The sequence below is a fragment of the Amycolatopsis sp. NPDC059021 genome (assembly GCF_042739895.1).
Taxonomy (GTDB): domain Bacteria; phylum Actinomycetota; class Actinomycetes; order Mycobacteriales; family Pseudonocardiaceae; genus Amycolatopsis.
The window spans coordinates 32,320-47,858 of the sequence record NZ_JBHYIQ010000017.1 but is presented as its reverse complement, the minus strand read 5'-3'; the positions used below and the strand labels follow the sequence as shown (position 1 = coordinate 47,858).

Annotated in this window: 26 protein-coding genes and 1 pseudogene; 15 read left to right on the top strand and 12 right to left on the bottom strand. The window is 68.4% G+C overall.

From position 1 onward, the window contains the following. The first annotated feature begins 286 nt into the window (after positions 1 to 286). The 3 genes from ACFWX1_RS13140 to ACFWX1_RS13130 all read left to right on the top strand — a co-directional run bounded on the left by ACFWX1_RS13140 (position 287) and on the right by ACFWX1_RS13130 (position 2,298). Positions 287 to 838, top strand: coding sequence for a hypothetical protein (locus ACFWX1_RS13140; RefSeq protein ID WP_378386857.1), 552 nt, complete (start codon positions 287 to 289; stop codon positions 836 to 838). Between the two features lie 207 nt (positions 839 to 1,045). Then, positions 1,046 to 1,975 carry a universal stress protein gene (locus tag ACFWX1_RS13135; protein ID WP_378386855.1) on the top strand — a complete coding sequence of 310 codons (930 nt, stop codon included), beginning with the start codon at positions 1,046 to 1,048 and terminating at the stop codon, positions 1,973 to 1,975. A gap of 107 nt (positions 1,976 to 2,082) precedes the next feature. Next, positions 2,083 to 2,298, top strand: coding sequence for a DUF397 domain-containing protein (locus ACFWX1_RS13130; RefSeq protein ID WP_378386853.1), 216 nt, complete (start codon positions 2,083 to 2,085; stop codon positions 2,296 to 2,298). Between the two features lie 37 nt (positions 2,299 to 2,335). Here ACFWX1_RS13130 and ACFWX1_RS13125 read toward each other — a convergent pair whose 3' ends face one another. Then, positions 2,336 to 3,034, bottom strand: coding sequence for a nitroreductase family protein (locus ACFWX1_RS13125; RefSeq protein WP_378386851.1), 699 nt, complete (start codon positions 3,032 to 3,034; stop codon positions 2,336 to 2,338). A 323-nt stretch (positions 3,035 to 3,357) separates the two neighbouring features. Between ACFWX1_RS13125 and ACFWX1_RS13120 the strand changes: the two genes are divergently transcribed. Further along, entirely contained in the window at positions 3,358 to 4,587 is a 1,230-nt protein-coding gene (locus tag ACFWX1_RS13120; protein WP_378386849.1) for a tyrosine-type recombinase/integrase, read from the top strand. A gap of 40 nt (positions 4,588 to 4,627) precedes the next feature. Here ACFWX1_RS13120 and ACFWX1_RS13115 read toward each other — a convergent pair whose 3' ends face one another. Together ACFWX1_RS13115 and ACFWX1_RS13110 are read right to left on the bottom strand one after the other, a co-directional pair. Further along, a complete protein-coding gene (locus tag ACFWX1_RS13115) occupies positions 4,628 to 4,792 on the bottom strand; it encodes a hypothetical protein (protein ID WP_378386847.1) in 165 nt (54 codons plus the stop codon). A 134-nt stretch (positions 4,793 to 4,926) separates the two neighbouring features. Continuing rightward, entirely contained in the window at positions 4,927 to 5,307 is a 381-nt protein-coding gene (locus ACFWX1_RS13110) for a helix-turn-helix domain-containing protein (RefSeq protein WP_378386845.1), read from the bottom strand. Positions 5,308 to 5,611: 304 nt separating this feature from the next. Here ACFWX1_RS13110 and ACFWX1_RS13105 point away from each other — a divergent pair, with 304 nt between their 5' ends. The 11 genes and pseudogenes from ACFWX1_RS13105 to ACFWX1_RS13055 all read left to right on the top strand — a co-directional run bounded on the left by ACFWX1_RS13105 (position 5,612) and on the right by ACFWX1_RS13055 (position 12,444). Further along, the gene (locus tag ACFWX1_RS13105; RefSeq protein WP_378386843.1) at positions 5,612 to 5,851 is read left to right on the top strand and encodes a helix-turn-helix domain-containing protein; all 240 of its coding nucleotides are present in this window, start codon (positions 5,612 to 5,614) and stop codon (positions 5,849 to 5,851) included. A gap of 77 nt (positions 5,852 to 5,928) precedes the next feature. Next, on the top strand, positions 5,929 to 6,117 hold the full coding sequence (locus ACFWX1_RS13100; RefSeq protein WP_378386841.1) for a hypothetical protein: 189 nt from the start codon (positions 5,929 to 5,931) through the stop codon (positions 6,115 to 6,117). Beyond that, on the top strand, positions 6,114 to 6,338 hold the full coding sequence (locus tag ACFWX1_RS13095; RefSeq protein ID WP_378386840.1) for a hypothetical protein: 225 nt from the start codon (positions 6,114 to 6,116) through the stop codon (positions 6,336 to 6,338). The genes ACFWX1_RS13100 and ACFWX1_RS13095 overlap by 4 nt, the downstream gene beginning before the upstream one ends. A gap of 224 nt (positions 6,339 to 6,562) precedes the next feature. Beyond that, the gene (locus ACFWX1_RS13090) at positions 6,563 to 6,946 is read left to right on the top strand and encodes a hypothetical protein (protein ID WP_378386838.1); all 384 of its coding nucleotides are present in this window, start codon (positions 6,563 to 6,565) and stop codon (positions 6,944 to 6,946) included. Continuing rightward, a complete protein-coding gene (locus tag ACFWX1_RS13085) occupies positions 6,943 to 7,938 on the top strand; it encodes a YqaJ viral recombinase family protein (RefSeq protein WP_378386836.1) in 996 nt (331 codons plus the stop codon). Before ACFWX1_RS13090 ends, ACFWX1_RS13085 begins: the two co-directional genes overlap by 4 nt. 29 nt (positions 7,939 to 7,967) lie before the next feature. After that, a pseudogene (locus tag ACFWX1_RS13080) lies at positions 7,968 to 8,777 on the top strand (recombinase RecT); the annotation flags it as partial. Beyond that, positions 8,774 to 8,911, top strand: coding sequence for a hypothetical protein (locus tag ACFWX1_RS13075; RefSeq protein ID WP_378386834.1), 138 nt, complete (start codon positions 8,774 to 8,776; stop codon positions 8,909 to 8,911). The pseudogene ACFWX1_RS13080 and the gene ACFWX1_RS13075, both read left to right, overlap by 4 nt. Then, positions 8,908 to 9,240, top strand: a complete 333-nt coding sequence (locus tag ACFWX1_RS13070; protein ID WP_378386832.1) for a hypothetical protein — start codon at positions 8,908 to 8,910, stop codon at positions 9,238 to 9,240. The genes ACFWX1_RS13075 and ACFWX1_RS13070 overlap by 4 nt, the downstream gene beginning before the upstream one ends. Before the next feature lie 8 nt (positions 9,241 to 9,248). Continuing rightward, positions 9,249 to 10,106 (top strand): YfdQ family protein, encoded by an 858-nt coding sequence (locus ACFWX1_RS13065; RefSeq protein WP_378386831.1) that lies wholly within the window; start codon positions 9,249 to 9,251, stop codon positions 10,104 to 10,106. 28 nt (positions 10,107 to 10,134) lie between these two features. After that, on the top strand, positions 10,135 to 11,004 hold the full coding sequence (locus ACFWX1_RS13060) for a hypothetical protein (protein WP_378386829.1): 870 nt from the start codon (positions 10,135 to 10,137) through the stop codon (positions 11,002 to 11,004). 600 nt (positions 11,005 to 11,604) lie between these two features. Beyond that, positions 11,605 to 12,444 (top strand): hypothetical protein, encoded by an 840-nt coding sequence (locus ACFWX1_RS13055; RefSeq protein ID WP_378386827.1) that lies wholly within the window; start codon positions 11,605 to 11,607, stop codon positions 12,442 to 12,444. Positions 12,445 to 12,513: 69 nt separating this feature from the next. On the opposite strand, the gene ACFWX1_RS13050 is transcribed toward ACFWX1_RS13055, so the two are convergent. The 9 genes from ACFWX1_RS13050 to ACFWX1_RS13010 form a co-directional block, all read right to left on the bottom strand. Beyond that, entirely contained in the window at positions 12,514 to 12,909 is a 396-nt protein-coding gene (locus ACFWX1_RS13050) for a hypothetical protein (protein WP_378386825.1), read from the bottom strand. Further along, positions 12,909 to 13,310, bottom strand: a complete 402-nt coding sequence (locus tag ACFWX1_RS13045; RefSeq protein ID WP_378386823.1) for a helix-turn-helix domain-containing protein — start codon at positions 13,308 to 13,310, stop codon at positions 12,909 to 12,911. Before ACFWX1_RS13045 ends, ACFWX1_RS13050 begins: the two co-directional genes overlap by 1 nt. Positions 13,311 to 13,413: 103 nt before the next feature. Next, positions 13,414 to 13,716 carry a hypothetical protein gene (locus ACFWX1_RS13040; RefSeq protein ID WP_378386821.1) on the bottom strand — a complete coding sequence of 101 codons (303 nt, stop codon included), beginning with the start codon at positions 13,714 to 13,716 and terminating at the stop codon, positions 13,414 to 13,416. Between the two features lie 98 nt (positions 13,717 to 13,814). Further along, positions 13,815 to 14,075, bottom strand: a complete 261-nt coding sequence (locus ACFWX1_RS13035) for a hypothetical protein (RefSeq protein ID WP_378386820.1) — start codon at positions 14,073 to 14,075, stop codon at positions 13,815 to 13,817. Continuing rightward, a complete protein-coding gene (locus ACFWX1_RS13030; protein ID WP_378386818.1) occupies positions 14,075 to 14,515 on the bottom strand; it encodes a hypothetical protein in 441 nt (146 codons plus the stop codon). Before ACFWX1_RS13030 ends, ACFWX1_RS13035 begins: the two co-directional genes overlap by 1 nt. Next, positions 14,512 to 14,724, bottom strand: coding sequence for a hypothetical protein (locus ACFWX1_RS13025; RefSeq protein WP_378386816.1), 213 nt, complete (start codon positions 14,722 to 14,724; stop codon positions 14,512 to 14,514). The genes ACFWX1_RS13030 and ACFWX1_RS13025 overlap by 4 nt, the downstream gene beginning before the upstream one ends. Continuing rightward, positions 14,717 to 14,911 (bottom strand): hypothetical protein, encoded by a 195-nt coding sequence (locus tag ACFWX1_RS13020; RefSeq protein ID WP_378386814.1) that lies wholly within the window; start codon positions 14,909 to 14,911, stop codon positions 14,717 to 14,719. Before ACFWX1_RS13020 ends, ACFWX1_RS13025 begins: the two co-directional genes overlap by 8 nt. After that, complete coding sequence (locus ACFWX1_RS13015; RefSeq protein ID WP_378386812.1) at positions 14,908 to 15,099, bottom strand: hypothetical protein; 192 nt, start codon at positions 15,097 to 15,099, stop codon at positions 14,908 to 14,910. The genes ACFWX1_RS13020 and ACFWX1_RS13015 overlap by 4 nt, the downstream gene beginning before the upstream one ends. Further along, positions 15,099 to 15,344, bottom strand: a complete 246-nt coding sequence (locus ACFWX1_RS13010; RefSeq protein WP_378386811.1) for a hypothetical protein — start codon at positions 15,342 to 15,344, stop codon at positions 15,099 to 15,101. Before ACFWX1_RS13010 ends, ACFWX1_RS13015 begins: the two co-directional genes overlap by 1 nt. Positions 15,345 to 15,539 lie beyond the last annotated feature (195 nt).

The following is a 15,539-nucleotide window of genomic DNA, read 5'->3' as shown; positions in this document are numbered from 1 at the left end:
CGACCCCCGCGCGGGTGTGGGGCGGGGGGGGGGGGGGTTTTTGTCGTTGGGCCGGGGCGGGCGGCGCCCCCCCGCCCGCCCCGCCCCCCGCCCCCGGCGTACTGAGTGACCCGGTCACAGCCGGGCCTCGCGCGGATGTCGAGTCCGTTGTGGACAGTGACCTAAGTCCCCGGCGCCAGGGTCCAACGCACGCAGCGCGGCCACCGGGCCGCGGTCTACCGTCGGCGGATTGGGCGGTCGCGGACGGTGTCCAGGCCGGGCGCGCCTGCCCGGGACGGAGACGGAGATGACCCTGCTTTCCACCGTGCGAAGCCGCCGGATGCTGCGTGCCCACCTGCAGGCCCTCGACGCCGTCCCGGCCGCCGCGGTCCGGCTCCGCGCGGCGCTGGGGCTGGTGCCCGCCGGCCGCGGCACGATCTCCTTCGTGCCGCGGGACGCCGCCGAGCGGACCCAGGCCGAGATCATCGCGGCGACCGCGGGGGACGCCTTCCTCCACAACGTGGTCACCCAGGACGTCCGTGGCCGCAGCACGGTGCGGTGCTGGCGCCGGGACGGCGACCTCGCGCGCCTGCTCGCCGATCTCGTGGACATCACGGAACGGCTGGCGCTGGCCGGGTTCGGCGCTGCGCTGCGGTGTGTCTCGGTCGAGTTCACCGAGGACGGCGAACGGCGGGCGCGCAAACTCGTCCTGACGTACTTCTTCGGCCGCGGTGCCTTCGCGGTGTCCGCGTACGACGGCCGCGCCGTCGCCGAGTACACAATGGAGCGTCGTGCGAGGGAGGCGGTGCGCGGCGTGGTGCGCGTCGAGGCGCTGATTCCCCGGCAGGAACGGGCCTGAGGCCCAGGTCGCGGTGACGCCGCGCCGCCGGACACCGTGACCCCGGACTGATGCATCCGCATCACCGGGCCGGGGCCATGTGGCGCCCGCCCCCTGGGCCGTTCGACTCTGCGCGCCGCACCGGTCCGGCCGCGAAGCTGAGGGGAAACCGAGTTCCGGGCGGGACACCGGCGGTACGGGCCGGCGGACGCCCTCGAGGAGTGGACGATGTCGGATGCGGGAGAAACCCGGCGGGCGGGGCGGGCGACGCTCGTGGAGTCCGTTGTGGACGGAGCGGTCGTGGTGGGCGTGGACGGTTCCGCGGCGGCCGGGCACGCCCTGCGCTGGGCGGCGGAAGAGGCACTGCGGCGCGGCACGCGGCTGGTCCTGCGGCACGCGATGACGCTGCCGGAGCCCGGCGGCTCGCTGACGCTGCCGCCCGAGTGGTACGCGGGGAAGCGGGCGTCGTCGTCCTCACTGCTCGAATCGGCGGCGTCGATCGCGGCCGAATTCGCGCCGGGGGTCCCGGTGTTCGCCCAGTCGATGGACGCCGACCCGCTGACCGCGCTGCTCGCGGGCACGGCGGGCGCGGCGCTGATCGTGGTCGGGCCACCGGAACACGGCCGTCTGCTCGGCTGGTTCTACGGGGCACCGGTGGCGGATCTGCTCGCCAAGGTGCGGTGCCCGGTGGCGGTCGTCCGCGGACGCGTGCGGCCGGACGGCCCGGTCGTGCTCGGCGTGGACGGCAGCCCGGCGGGCGAGACGGCCATCGACGCCGCGTTCACGGCGGCGTCGCTGGCCGGAGCGGAACTGCTCGCGGTGCACGCGTGCCATGATCGCGAAACCATGCTGACCGGCGGTGGCCGCTTCGCGCAGCGAAAGGGCTGGCGGCTGCTCGGGGAGCGGCTGCGGCCCCGTGCCGAGCGGCATCCGGTCGTCGCGGTCGAGCGGATGGTGGTCGCCGAACGGCCGCGGCACTGCCTCGTGACGCTGAGCCACCAGGCGCGGCTGATCGTGGTCGGCAGCCGGGGGCGGGGTGGGCTGTCCGGGCTGGCGCTCGGCTCCACCGGACGGACGCTGTCCCACCACGCGGGGTGCCCGGTCCTCATCACGCCCCCGGGTGGCGGTTTACCCGGTGTGCGCTCCCGCTTACCCTGAGAGAGGGAACCGCTCAGGACCTCCCGGTGCGATCCACCGGGGAGCCCCCAGACCTCGGGACCGGCGCGGGCCCAAGTCGGAACATCCGAGGAACAGGGAGGCCACCGATGCGTACCTGGCACACCATCCTGACCGGCTGGCACACGAGCAGCTATTCGCACTTCGAGGAGAACGCCTGCGTCGACGTCGGCACCGGGGACGGACTGGTCGGGGTCCGCGACAGCAAGCAGGCCGCGTTGCCCGGCCACGTCCGTCCCGTGCTGGTCTTCGGCGCGCCCTCCTTCGGCGCGTTCCTGGCGCACCTCAAGGCCCGACGGCCGTAGCGATGGCTCCTGGGCCTGAACGTTCGGTGCCGGACGTTCAGACCCGGACCAGCACCTGGTCGAGGGATTTGCGCTGCAGGTCGGGCACCACGCAGTCCTCGGCGGGATAGCCGACCGGGATCACCGCGAAGGCCTTCTCGTTGCGGGGCCTGCCGAGGACCTCGGCGAGGAACCGCATCGGCGACGGCGTGTGGGTCAGCGCGGAGAGCCCGGCCACCTGCAGCGCGGTGAGCAGCATCCCGACCGCGATACCGACCGACTCGTCGACGTAGTAGTGCTTGTGCGTGCGGCCGTCGTCCATCAGGTGATACCGCTGCTGGAACACCACGATCAGGTAAGGCGCTTCGGTGAGGTGGGGTTTGATCGCGTCCGTGCCCAGCGGGCGCAAAGCGGACAGCCACTCCTCGCCGAGCCTGCCGTCGTAGGAGACCTGCTCCTCCGCCTCGGCCTCGTCCCGGATCCGCTGCCGGACGTCCGGGTCGGTGACCAGGACGAACGTCCACGGCTGCTGGTGCGCGCCGCTCGGCGCGGTCGAGGCCGTCGCGATCGCGTCCAGCACGACCTGCTCGGGCACCGGGTCGGGGGAGAACATCCGGACGGTCCGCCGCTGCTCCATCCGCTGCCGCAGCTCGGCCGCCTTGGCGACCGATTCGCCCGCCGGCATCCTCGGCGGCCGGTAGGGGACCGGCTGGTAGGGCTCGCCGTAGTTGGGCATCCACCGCTGTGAGGTCGTCATGGCGACGATTCTGGCAACGGACGGCCGTCGCGGTAAGGAAATGCGCCCGTTTGCCGGAACGATGTGTCCGGATAGCGAACAGTCTCGGCTCTCGTTCCGGGTTCGAGCGCCCCAATGTGGCATGAGGGTACTTCTTCGGGGGCCATGGAGTCGATCATGCTCCGTTGCTGGTCAGAGGTCCGAAACCGGATCTTGAAACGAGCACCGACGTGAGTGTGGGCATGGACTTCGCCCACAGAGCTTGATCGGCTCCGTTTCCCCGGGTTACCGTCGGCCCTTCGCAGGGATCGCCGCGCGTGCGCGATGCGAAGGGCCGATCCCCGATGGCAGCGAAGACGCGGAAACCTAGGCGTGGCCTGGGCTACAGCATTGAGGAGATCCACCGGAAGTCCGGCACCAAGTACCGGGCCTACGTCTGGAACGCCGTTGCGAAGAAGAAGGAGTGGGCGCGCAACGCCGACGGTGGGACCATCTTCGACTTCTACGAGCAGGCGGAGGCCGCCGCGAAGCTCGTGCTCGAACGGGTCGACGACACCTACACCGAGGCAGGCATCCCGGTCCAGCGTCAGAAGCGCCGGTTCACGTTCAAGGAGTACGGCGATGCGTGGTGGCCGGACCAGGGCGGCACGGAGAACACGCGGCAGCAGCGGAAGTGGTGCCTGAACGCGCTTAACCACAAGTTCGGGCACCGCTGGATCGACGAGATCACCGAAGCCGAGTTCCGGGCCTGGGATGCCGCGGAGGAGAAGCGGGGCATCGCGACCTCCACGCGCCAGCAACGGTTCTGGGTGCTGCGGGCGATGATGAAACAGGCCCACAAAGACGGGGCCAGGGCCGATAACCCTGCTGCGGATCTCTGGGTGAAGGCGTTCCGAAAGAAGCCGATCAGATACTTCGGAGAGCAGGTTCTCTACGAGGTGGTGGCGTGGCTGCCGATGTGGTTCTGGCCCGCCGCGATCCTGAGCTACTACTGCGGGTTGAGGGCGGCTGAGATCTCCGGCCTCCGCTGGGAACGGCTCGATCTCGACGGCATCGATCCCCATGTGCTCGTGTCCGACGTCTTGGACCCCGGTCGGGTCTTGCGTACGTTCCCGAAGGGCAAGAAGGCGAAGAAGGTCGCCTTGCCGCCCGTCGTGGTGGCCGCGCTGAAGGTGCTTCGAGCCTGGCGGAGGGCAAACGGGTTCGAGGAGCGGCCCGAGGACTTCGTCTTCCGGAACACCCGGAACAAGCCGCTCACTACGGACTACCCGAACAGGCTGCTGAAGAAGGCATGGCTGGCGTCCGGCTTGCCGGGAACGCGCCCGGTGTGGCACCACCTCCGGCACAACGTCGGCAACAACCTCGCCGAGGCGGACGCCCCGGCTCACGTGATCAAGGCGGTGTTGCGGCACGAGAGCCTGTCGACGTCGCAGGAGTACATCGACGAGGTCGACACGAGGCGCCAGCGGGCATGGATGGCACGGTCGCAGGAGATCGCACAACGGCAGAGTGCCGAGGTCATCGAGCTGCGTCGTGAGCCGATCGAGGCTGGGGTCGGCTCCATGGCCAGTTAGCAGACTGCGGGGGCTGGCGAGGTCGCGCCAGCCCCCGCGATCATGCCTCGTCTGTGATGGCCTCCAGCTCGTTGAGAAGCTGGATCATGCCCTCGGTGGGGGGTTGCCCTTCCCGCCAGCGGACGAGCATGTGTCCTTCGCGGTCGGCCACTTCGAGCGGGTGTTCCTGGTCCTTCGGCCCGAGTTCCCATTCTTTCCTGGGCACTCAGCCCCCTCCCTTCGCCCCGCAGCCAGGTGACGCCCCCCGCAGGCCAGACGGGCGCGGTCGCTAGCGCATTCGTCCTATCGTTGGTCCTTTTCGGATCTTCATGATTACACGGCCAGGGGCTTGACGTAGCGTCACAAGGATTCGGCCAGCGCGTGCATCACCGCAATGGCGGCACGCCGGTCACGCTTCGAGAGACTTCGGTAGACGCTGAGTAGTTCCTGCTCATCCTTGGAGCTTCCGGTCTCAAGGTCGATGCCCTGATCCTTGGCGAACGCGAGAACGACGTCGTTGAGCGGGACGTTCAGCATGCGCGCGACCATCTGCAACTTCTCCCAGGTCGGCAACCCGGGACTCTCCCGCCGGAAGAGGTAGTTCAGCTGATTCAGCGGGATGCCGTTCTCCTCGGCAAGCTGCTCCCGGGTTTTGCCGGGCGCAGCCCGCGCGAAGAGCTCTTCGAGGTGCCGGTGGTCAGCGGGCATCCATGTGTCCTTCTCGTTGCGCATGGTGGTCACAGCGATGATCCAGGGGGTCTCGACTCTACGGCCCTAGGCCAACAGGGTGGCGGTGTAGCGCGCTACAGGCTCATCAAGGCCACTGTTCGCCACTCAAACGGAGTAGCGCTGTCTCAGGTTGGTCGCACGACGCTGTCACGCTATCTCAATTTCGCGAGAAAAGTTGACTATTTCGCAAGTGCAGTGGCACGGTCGACTTAGCTTCGATCAACGCGCACACACCCCGCTCACTCAGCGCACGCGCGGCTTACCTGCACTTCTAGCGTTGGTCGAGGCTGCGAAGACGAAAGGAGGGAGACCGTCGGTGATCATCCTGGATGGCGAAAAAGTGTACACGCTTGACGAAGTTTTACACCTGCTCAAGATCACCCGGCCAACCTTCTACCGCTACCGCAAGCGAGGCTGGATCGCCACTCTCAAGCACGGCGGCCGTACCCACGTGAAGGAAAGCTGGATCCGGGACTACTGGACGCGTCGGGCCGAGGAAGGCGCGAAGGACCGCGCCAAGGCCGAGCGTGCTGCACGAGCACGCAAGAGCGCATGAACCGGATCCTCCGCGAGCGCGGGTCGGCGTCCTCCCTCCCTAGCGACGCCGACCCGCTTGATCATCGAAGGCGGACGATGGGAACTCGAATAATGCTTGGCCTGCCTGCCGGGAAACACGCCCGGCTCCACATCGGACACCGGATGCTGCGTGCAACCACGGAGCTGTGGGCGGCGGGGCGCTTCGTCCGTCCAGTCGTCGCGTTGGCTGTGTGCGGAGCGTGCGCGCTGTTCGTGATGGGCATGCTGGTGGGGGTCTCGCTGTGAACGAAGCTGAGAAGGACGCGGCCGTGGACGGCGTCGAGTCGTCGGAGAGCAAGCCACCGAATCCGGTGACCGAGGAGGTCATCGTGCCGCTGGCAGGGCGTTTCAACCGCGAGCCGGATACCCCCGTCTTCAACGCGACGATGGACGCGCTGGCCGACCAGCTGCCTGCCCTCGCCGAGGAGATCGAGACCCCCGACAGCAGCGACGGTGAGCAGGACTGAGCACCACCCGCAACCGAACCCACGAGTGCCCCGGCGGATGCGGACGGCAGGTCCGGCACCAGTTCTTCGCGTGCCGGACTTGTTGGCTACGCCTCCCGGACCCGCTACGCGAGGCCATCACCGCGGCCACACGGCGCATGAGCACCGCGCACTCGGTGGCGATGTACAACGCACACGAGTGGTTCCGCGCGAACCCGCTGCCCGTTCGGCGCGGTGATCAGTGATTGGGGCCGCGCGCGTTCTACCACTTCACTTGCCTGCACCGCGCCCGATCGATCGAGCGCAGCCGCGAGCTGCGGCCGAACCGCCACCCGCTGCTCGGCCACCGGCTGGTCTGGCTCACCGACCTTCCTGAACCTGACCGGTGGGGCCTCGGGCTCACGTCGGCCTGGCTGACCTGCGACCGCACTGCCGTGCGGGTCTCGGTCCAACCGAATGAGGGCATCGTGCGCTGGCCCGCCTGGGCGCTGTGGCACAAGGTGCCGCACGCCTTGGTCGACCTCCTGGAGGAAGGCGCGAGGCCGGAGCACTGGTGGGTCTCCACCGAGCGGCTGCCGGTCAGCGACGTATCCCCGGCGGTCCACCTCGGCCTGCGGAGAACCTCGTGACCGGCGGCTGGCTCGACGTCCCGGTGGCGCTCCCCGCCGACGCGAGCAGAGACGACTGGGAGTTCGTCCGCACCTTCGGTCTCGGCGGATCCGACGTCGCTGCCGCCGCCGGGCTGAACCCGTGGAAGACGCCGTTCCAGCTGTGGTTGGAGAAGACCCGCCGCATCGCCGCGGACTTCGACGAGACCGCTGTCGAGCGGATGCACTGGGGGCAGGTACTCGAACCGGTGCTACTGCGGGAATGGGACGACCGGCATCCCGAGTACATCCTGACCGGCGGCGAGGGCATTTACCACGATCGCGAGCGCGGCTGGATGATCGGCAACGTCGACGGACTGGCCTGGGACTGGTCCGGCGAGCTGGCGGGGATCGTCGAAGCGAAGACCGGCGGGCACCGCGCCGTGGCCGAGTGGGCTGAGGATCAGGTGCCGACCCACTACGTCTGCCAGGTCCAGTGGTACATGGGCCTGCTCGGCGCACCCAGGGCCTTCGTCGTCGCCCTGCTGGACACCCACACCTACCTGGAACGGATCATCACGCGCGACGACGAGCTGATCGCCGACCTCGTGGATGCCACGACGGAGTTCTGGAACTATGTCCGGAGGGACGAGCCACCTCCGGCCGACGCCTCCGACATCACCCGCCGTGCGCTGTCGCGCTGGCCTGGAGTGCCCGGTGATGCAGTGCAGCTGGACCCGTTGTGGCACAAGCATCTTGCGCGTCGTCACGAGCTGAGCGAGCAGATCAAGACTCTGGAGTCCGAGCGGACCGCCATCGACAACCGGCTGCGCGCCGAGATGGGCCAAGCCGAAGAAGCCCTCCTCGACGGGCAGAAGGTCGCCAACCACAAGGCCCCGGCGAAGCCGTCCCGCACGACCGACTTCACCGCCTTCGCCGCCGAGCATCCCGACCTCTACGCCATCTACGTGTCCGAGCGACCTGCGGGTCGCCGGCTGACCTACCCCACGACAGCCAGGAGGGATCAGCAGTAGGCACCGCGAACACCAACGCCAGGGCTGCGCTCGCCCAGCGCAAGACCACTGGCGCGACGGGAGGCAGCGGAGACATCCGGACCTTGATCGAGCGGCAGAAGCCGGAGATCGCTCGCGCTTTGCACGGCACCGCTTTGAATCCGGAGCGGTTCACGCGGGTCGCGTTGACCGTAATCAAGCAGAACAACGACCTGATGCGGTGTCGCCCCGAATCGCTCCTCGGCGCACTCATGACCTCAGCGCAGCTCGGGCTCGAACCCGGCCCGCTCGGCGAGGCGTACTTGGTTCCTTACGGGGACCAGGTGACGTTCATACCCGGCTACCGGGGACTGATCAAGCTCGCCTGGAACTCCGGGCAGTTGCGCAACATCTCCGCCCGCGTCGTGCACGAGGCCGACGAGTTCGACTACTCCTACGGCCTGCACCCGGATCTCGTCCACCGTCCCGCGCGCGGCGACCGCGGGGGCATCACCGATGTCTACGCCGCCGCGACGCTGACCGACGGTGGCGCGGAGTTCGAGGTCTTGGACCTCGGTGCCATCGAAGCCATCCGAGGCCGTTCGCGTGCGAGCAAACGGGGGCCGTGGGTCACCGACTGGGAGGCGATGGCCCGCAAGACGGCCGTTCGCCAGCTCGCCAAGTGGCTGCCGATGGCCACGGTCATGAACCGGGCGATCGCGGCCGAAGGCACGGTCCGCACCGATCTGGACGCCGACGCGCTTGACGATCTCACCGCCGACATGGACGGGGAGGTGATCGACGCCGAGCCCGCCGACGAACCCGGCCAGCTGGAACCACCGCCCGACGAAGCCCCGACCGAGGAGCCAGCCACCCCATGAAGCGCGCAAATGACGCCATCCGGCTGATCACCACCGCCTTGCTTTGCATCAGCGCAGGAATCAGCCTCGCCCAGAACGTCCGGCAGCTCATCCGCGAGGAAGCCGCCGCTGCGCAGGAAGAGGAACGCCCGTGACCGACACCGACAGCAAGACTGAGCAGAAGGCCGAACCGCGCGACTTCGCCGCCTTCCTGATGGAGCACCGCCGGGGCAAGAGCCACGCGGAGCTGTCCGAAGCGCTGCGCGATCTCGTTGTGGCGGTGGAGGAAACCCGTAAGGCCGGGACGCTCACGTACACGCTGAAGATCAAGCCGCAGGAGCGTACGCCCGGCGCGGTCATGGTTGCCGACCAGATCAAGTGCAGCCTGCCGGGGCACGAGCGCAGCGAGAGCATCTTCTTCGCGACCGAGACCGGCGAACTGATCCGCAACGACCCGCGCCAGACCGCGCTGTTCACCGACTAGGAGACCTCGTGTCGAACACCAACGACCAGACCGCCGCCGTGGTCGCTGACATCCAGCGCCGCGCCGACGAGGCCACCCCGCCGCAGCCGTTCGACCTGGCGCCCGAGAAGTCCGTGGTCGTCCGTACGCTGCGCAACGACGAGCGCGTGGATACGACCGACCTTGAGAATTTGCTCGACCAGCCTCGCCGCCCACGCGGTACCGCGCTGCTCACCGATCCGAGCGATTTCGCCGCCTACGTCACCCGGCTGGCTACCGCGTCGACCACCGTCTGGGCCGACCAGGACAGCCTGAAGGTCACCGCCACCTTCAACGACCACGCCAACGGTTTCAGCGCCGGATGGCGCGACCACCGAGCGGTGCTCAAGCTCAAGCACGACGACGACTGGAAGGCGTGGCTCCGGCAGGACGGCTCACTGCTCTCCCAGGAGGACTTCGCCGAACACCTGGAAGACCGCGCACACACCATCGTCAACCCGGACACCGCGACGATGCTGGAGATCGCTCTTACCTTCCAGACCCGGCGCAACGCCTCATTCTCCCGTGGGGCGCGGCTGAACTCCGGCGATGTCCAGCTCGCATGGAGCGAAGAGACCACCGCCAAGGCCGGAGCGAGCGGGCGACTGGAGGTGCCCGCGGAATTCACCATCGCGGTCGCCCCATTCTTCGGCCTGCCCGCGACCGAGGTCACTGCCCGGCTGCGCTGGCGCATCCGCGACGGGCAGCTCGGCATCGGCTACCGGCTCGACCGACCGGATCTCGTCCACCGCAAGGCGTTCGCCGACGTCCGCCAGATGCTCGCCGACTCGCTGGACGCTCCGGTTCTGCTGGGAGCCGCGCCCAGGCTCGAACCCTTCGATCTCTGACCGACCCACCAACGGGGAAAGGCCCGCTGTGCCCCGTATCCGCACGATCAAGCCGAGCTTCTTTCGGTCCGAGGACGTGTCGGCGCTGCCGCTACGAGCGCGCCTAACATGGATCGGCCTGTGGACGCATTGTGACGACGCAGGCCGCACCAAGGACAACGCGAGGCTGATCAAGGGCGACATCTGGCCGCTGGACGACGTGTCCTTGGCCGACATCGAGGAAGACCTGGAGACGCTGGCCGCCCACGAGCGCATTGTGCGCTACCGCGTGGGCGGTCGGCGGTACCTGGAGATCGTCAACTGGAGCGATCACCAGAGCATCCAGAAACCCACTCCCTCGAAGATCCCTCCCGCATCCGAGGGCACTCCACTGCCCGTACCTCCGTCGGGCAGGAGAGCTACCGGAGCCCCACCGGAGAAAACAGCCGGTTATCCACAGTCCGCAGGTAGCGAGCCTCCCCAAGAGCTACGGGAGGACTCCGGTCGCCCTACCACGGGGAAAGGAAAGGAAGGGAAAGGAAAGGAAGGGAGCGCGCGTGCGCGCGAGGCTCCCGCCGAACCCGACCGACGGCCGCCGGACCGCTGCGTCGAACACGAGCACGATCCCGATCCGCCCCGCTGCGGCGTCTGCGCCCGAGCCCGAGAAGCGGCCCAGCGCTGGGACACCCAGCACGCCGCCCGCACCGCGGCCACCCGGACCGCTCGGCAACGAGCCCGCGCCGCCGACCGCGAACGCGCCATCGCGAACTGCGAACTGTGCGACGACCACGGCTACGTCGGCACCAGGGTTTGCCACCACGACCCCGACGCCGAAGCCCGCGCCGCACGCGGCATGGACCAAGTCCGCGCCGCGCTGAAGAACCGCCCGACCACGACAGCCAGGAGTGAGCACCCGTAGCCAGCGCCACCACGTCCCGCAGCCGCGCCGAGATCGGCCGCGCCAACCGGGCCAAGGGCGTCCGCGCCGAACGCGAACTGAGCCGCTACCTTCGTGCCCACGGCTGGCCGGCTGCGGAACGCAAGTCCGACAACGGCTGGCGCAGCGCCGACCGCGCCAGCGCCGACCTCGGCGACATCCGGGGTACCAACCGCCTTGTCTGGCAAGTCAAAGCACGCGGCAACCTGTCCACACTGGACATCAGCCGGATCATCGGCGAGACCACCAAACAGGCCGTTGCCGCCGGAGCTGATTACGGCGTCGTCGTCCAGCGCCGCGACGGGCACCGCGACCCCGGCGCCTGGTGGGCATGGCTGCTCGCCGGAGATCTCGACAGCCTCATCGCCGCCGCGCGGAACGACCCGCCGCTGGCTCCCGACGTCCGGCTGTCCGTGCCCGTGCGACTGGAGCTGGACGACCTACTGCCGCTGCTGCACGCGGCGGGCTACGGGGAGGACACGTGAACCACCGCCTGCCGCCCTCCTCGTCCTGGCCTGAGACCGCGTTCATCGCGGCCTGCCTGCTCGCCGCCGTCCTGCTCGTGGCGTGGTGGGTGATCGCGTGAGCCCGTCCGAACACAGCTGTGTGACCGGCTGCGGCCGACCGACCTACGACATGCTGTGCCGCGCCTGCGTGGCCGAGCTGCTGGCCGCGCTACGCGCACTGGTTCCCGGCGCCGACGGCGAACCCGGCCTGCTCACCGAGCTGGAAATCACCCTGTCCCGCCAGCATGCGGTCGTCCGCGGGACCGGCATCGTCGGCCACTCGGCGAGCACGCCGATGCCGTACCACGAAGCCGCCAGCGAGATGGGGTGGGTGCTGGCGAACACGATCTCGACCTGGGCGCGCGAGGTGCACGAGCGCAACCCGCACCTGCTCCCGCCACCCGGGTCCACCACGGGCGCGGCCAGCTGGCTGACTGGCCTGCCCGGCCTGCTCGCACTGCACCCGGCTGCCGACGAGCTGCACGACGAGATCACTCACGTCGTCGCTCAGGTACGCCGGGTCGTCGACCGCCCGCCGGACCGGGTCTATGCCGGACCGTGCGACGCGCCGGTTGACGGTGAGAGGTGCCCCGACCACCTCTACGCTCGCCCCGGCCAGCGCCGGGTGCAGTGCGGCAGCTGCGGCGCCGAACATGATGTCGACGAGCGGCGGAACTGGATGATTCGCTACGCCGTAGACCTCCGGGTCACCGCCACGGTGGCGCTTGGGTGGGCGCGGTTGCTGCTGGACAAGGCCATCCCGCGCGGCACCTGGGACTCCTGGATCAGCCGAGGCCGGATCGTCCCGCACGGCACCGACGGCCGGGGCCGACCCGTCTTCCGGTTCGGCGACGTCCGGGACCTCGCACTCGCGCACGTGAGTAAGCCACGTCACGCGGCCTTGCGGGCGGGCTGACCTGCATGCAAGATCGAGGTTGTCACTGTCCGGGAGTGTCGCTAGGGGACCCTCCCGGACGTTCTTGCCTCAGCGGTACTGCCCCGCGAGCAAGCTCTCCACCTTCCGAAGCAACGCGGGGATATCGCCGTAGCCGATCTCAACCTGCGACGCCTTCCGCCAGCGGCCAGCCCAGAGTGTCCCGTAACCGATCACCCCGCGACAGTGCAGGTGAACGCGCTCGCCCTCGTGCACGATGGCGCACGGACCGGTCGGCTGCGCCTCAGCCTGCTGGTAGGCCGCCGTGTCCTGGACCTGCTTGAGCGTCACGGCCAGTCCGGGTAGCGCGTCCTCCGGGCACGAAAAGCCGACGCCCGGGTAAGCACCGAGATCGTCAGCTTCCCCACGGAGAAGGTAGGCACTCTCCCTGCGGATCTCGACCACCCAGGAACCGGCTTCGGCAGGCAGCTCCAGCACAGCGCCCATCAGCCTGTCACCTCCGCCTCGGCGGTCCGAACGGCGATCGTCTTTCCGTTGTTGTCCAGCAGCTCGACCCGGTACGCCCCACCGGCTACCTCGTCGAACATCTCGCGGCCGAAGCGCTCCGGCACCTTGTAGTCAGGAGCGACCGACCGCCGCGCCGCCTCCACCCAGCTGTCGGCCTCCTCGTCGTAGGTGTGCACCACGAGGAGCGTGGGGAAGCCGAAACGCTCGCCTGCCGCGTACCGCCGGACGGTGTCCTCGGCGAGCACGAAGGTGGTCCCGGCTCGCTCCGCAGGCAGTCGCCCGTCGTTGACCAGGGTATTGATGTTCTGGCGCGAGCAGCCCACGATCTCGGCCGCCTCGGTCACCGAGACCAGCCGAGGGATCAGCGGGTCACGTACCATCCGGGTGTCTCCCTGCCTTGCTGACTCTTGACAGGAAGACACGATAGCCCCGGCCGCCACGCGACCGGGGCTCTCGCTTACCACGGAGTGTTCACCTCCTTGCTCACGTCGGAATACGGATCGCTTCCTCGGCCGCCGGGTTCAGCAGGAACGCGGGCAAGGTCTCCCGGCCCTCGCTGAGTGCTCGATAGATCCGGTGCCAGCCGTCGATCACCATGAGTTCCGCGGGCTCCTCGCCGATGGGCAGTGGCGCGACGATGAGCGGCTTAGTGAGGTCGGTCTTCGTCATGGCGTACTCGATGTTCACCTTGACCTCGATCAGCTTCACGTGACCTTCGCGGGCAGGCTCCAGCGAAAGGAACTGCCCCAGTCCCGTGATCAGGGTGTGCTCATGAAACGTGGCCACGGACTCGTGCACCTCCAGGAGTTCGCGTGCTCGGGTGATGCACCAGCGCCAAACCGCGAAGTGAAACACCTGACAGCCGCTGTGCGACGGCGGGTGCTTCATGGGAGATCACCCCAGCCGAACTTCTCGCGGGTCTCCCGGTCGAGTACGTGCGGGAACGCCTTGCCTTCGTGCATATGCACGAGGGTCGGCTCGCCCCACAATCCGACGTCCCAGCGGAAGTAGCTGCCGTGCCAGACCATGCCGGGCGCGGCGGGGTGCGAGGGCTCCCGAACGTCGGTCACGTGGAAGTAGCTGCTCGTCCCAATCTGCACGACGTCCCCGGGGTTCACTGCGAGGATTGCGTCCAACTTGCTCATCAGCGTTCGTTCTCCTCGGCCAGCGGACGCAGCCGTCCTCGTGTGTGCTTCCGGACCGCGTCGAACAGCGTGGTCAGCGTGAACGCGACGATCAGGTCCACCGGCACCCCGCGTTGCTGCGCCGCCTTCGCCGCTACCCGCTTGACGAGTGAGTCCCAGCGGCCTGTCTCGACCAGCACCGCGCACATGCCACAGGCGGCCCAGTCGCCGAGGCTTTGGTGATTGCTCATCTTCGGAAGCCGAAAGTCGTCCACCGGGAGCACAGACACAGGCTCGTCATGTGAGCAGAAGTCGCACTTCCCGCGCCAGCCCTTGGGAGCTTCGATCGGCTCCGGCTCGTGGTTGGTGTCGACGTCGAGCGGGTGTGCGTAGGCAACACCGAACTCGTCGGCGTAGTGGTTCAGCCTTCGACTGCACACCTTGCAGATGATGGGTTTCACGACAGGCCCTCCTCATCGGCGATCTCCAGCAGCAGGGCGATGCGGTCGCCGGGGCCGTTGTTGGCGTCGTCCACGAGCTCGTCGAGAGTCATGTTCAACACCGCCTGAACCTCGGGTGCGCCGTAGTCCACTCGGGACTGATTCCTGCGCAGACGGGCCCACCTGTCGACGTCGCTGCCGACGACAGGCTGATCCGAGCTCTCATCCACCGTTCTGATCCTTTTCCGTGATGGCGATGGCGAAGGCCACCGCGATTGCTTGAAGAACGGGCTCCGCGTCGCGCCACTGTTCGGCTGTGCCCGCGTACTGGAGAAATCCAGCAGGGAAGATCCGAACCAGATGGGTACGGCCGTCGGGGAAGACGACCGTCCCATCGATCCGGATCGGATGATTCACTTCCCGTTCCGCGGCGGGTGCGCGGTCGCGGTGTTGTTGCGGCGATTCACGTTCACCCTGCCGCCGCACACGCAGCACTGACCGGCCAGCTTGCCGAAGTACTTCGAGCCGAGGTGCGACAGTGACCGCACCTGCCGCGCAGGCTTGTACGAGCCGCCGCACTGGCTGAGGTTCACATCGCGACCCATTACGAAATCGCCTGCCCGTCCGGGAACTCCCCGCGCTGGAACCGCGCGATCCCTTCGCGGAAGCCGTCCTTGAACCCGTCGGTCTTGGAATCCACGTGGTTGTCGATCCCCTCTTCGGGGTCGCCGCCGTACGCCTCGGCGTAGTTCGCGGCGTCCCAACCCCGTTCGAGTCCGACGTTGTACACCGCGTCGCGGACGTTCGCGCGAACGCGCGGCCGGATGTTCCGGCCTCGACAGAGCTTCACTTCCTGACTCCCTTTCTGATGAGCCACACCGCACCGGTAGCCGCAATCATCAGAAGGGGGACCAGTACCGCACCGGTGGTGCTGTGAAAGGTCACCACTCCCCAGAGGTCCGTCAGGAACTGAACCGGGGGGATGAAGATCCCCTTAAGGAGGTCCCAAACTACCTGCATGATGCTTGCTCCCTGGTGTGTGCTG

Bases quoted from the DNA above. Each gene is read 5' to 3' on its own strand.
- ACFWX1_RS13140 (WP_378386857.1), top strand. From the start codon at position 287: ATGACCCTGCTTTCCACCGTGCGAAGCCGCCGGATGCTGCGTGCCCAC.
- ACFWX1_RS13135 (WP_378386855.1), top strand. From the start codon at position 1,046: ATGTCGGATGCGGGAGAAACCCGGCGGGCGGGGCGGGCGACGCTCGTG.
- ACFWX1_RS13130 (WP_378386853.1), top strand. From the start codon at position 2,083: ATGCGTACCTGGCACACCATCCTGACCGGCTGGCACACGAGCAGCTAT.
- ACFWX1_RS13125 (WP_378386851.1), bottom strand. From the start codon at position 3,034: ATGACGACCTCACAGCGGTGGATGCCCAACTACGGCGAGCCCTACCAG.
- ACFWX1_RS13120 (WP_378386849.1), top strand. From the start codon at position 3,358: ATGGCAGCGAAGACGCGGAAACCTAGGCGTGGCCTGGGCTACAGCATT.
- ACFWX1_RS13100 (WP_378386841.1), top strand. From the start codon at position 5,929: ATGGGAACTCGAATAATGCTTGGCCTGCCTGCCGGGAAACACGCCCGG.
- ACFWX1_RS13075 (WP_378386834.1), top strand. From the start codon at position 8,774: ATGAAGCGCGCAAATGACGCCATCCGGCTGATCACCACCGCCTTGCTT.
- ACFWX1_RS13050 (WP_378386825.1), bottom strand. From the start codon at position 12,909: ATGGGCGCTGTGCTGGAGCTGCCTGCCGAAGCCGGTTCCTGGGTGGTC.
- ACFWX1_RS13045 (WP_378386823.1), bottom strand. From the start codon at position 13,310: ATGGTACGTGACCCGCTGATCCCTCGGCTGGTCTCGGTGACCGAGGCG.
- ACFWX1_RS13035 (WP_378386820.1), bottom strand. From the start codon at position 14,075: ATGAGCAAGTTGGACGCAATCCTCGCAGTGAACCCCGGGGACGTCGTG.
- ACFWX1_RS13015 (WP_378386812.1), bottom strand. From the start codon at position 15,099: ATGGGTCGCGATGTGAACCTCAGCCAGTGCGGCGGCTCGTACAAGCCT.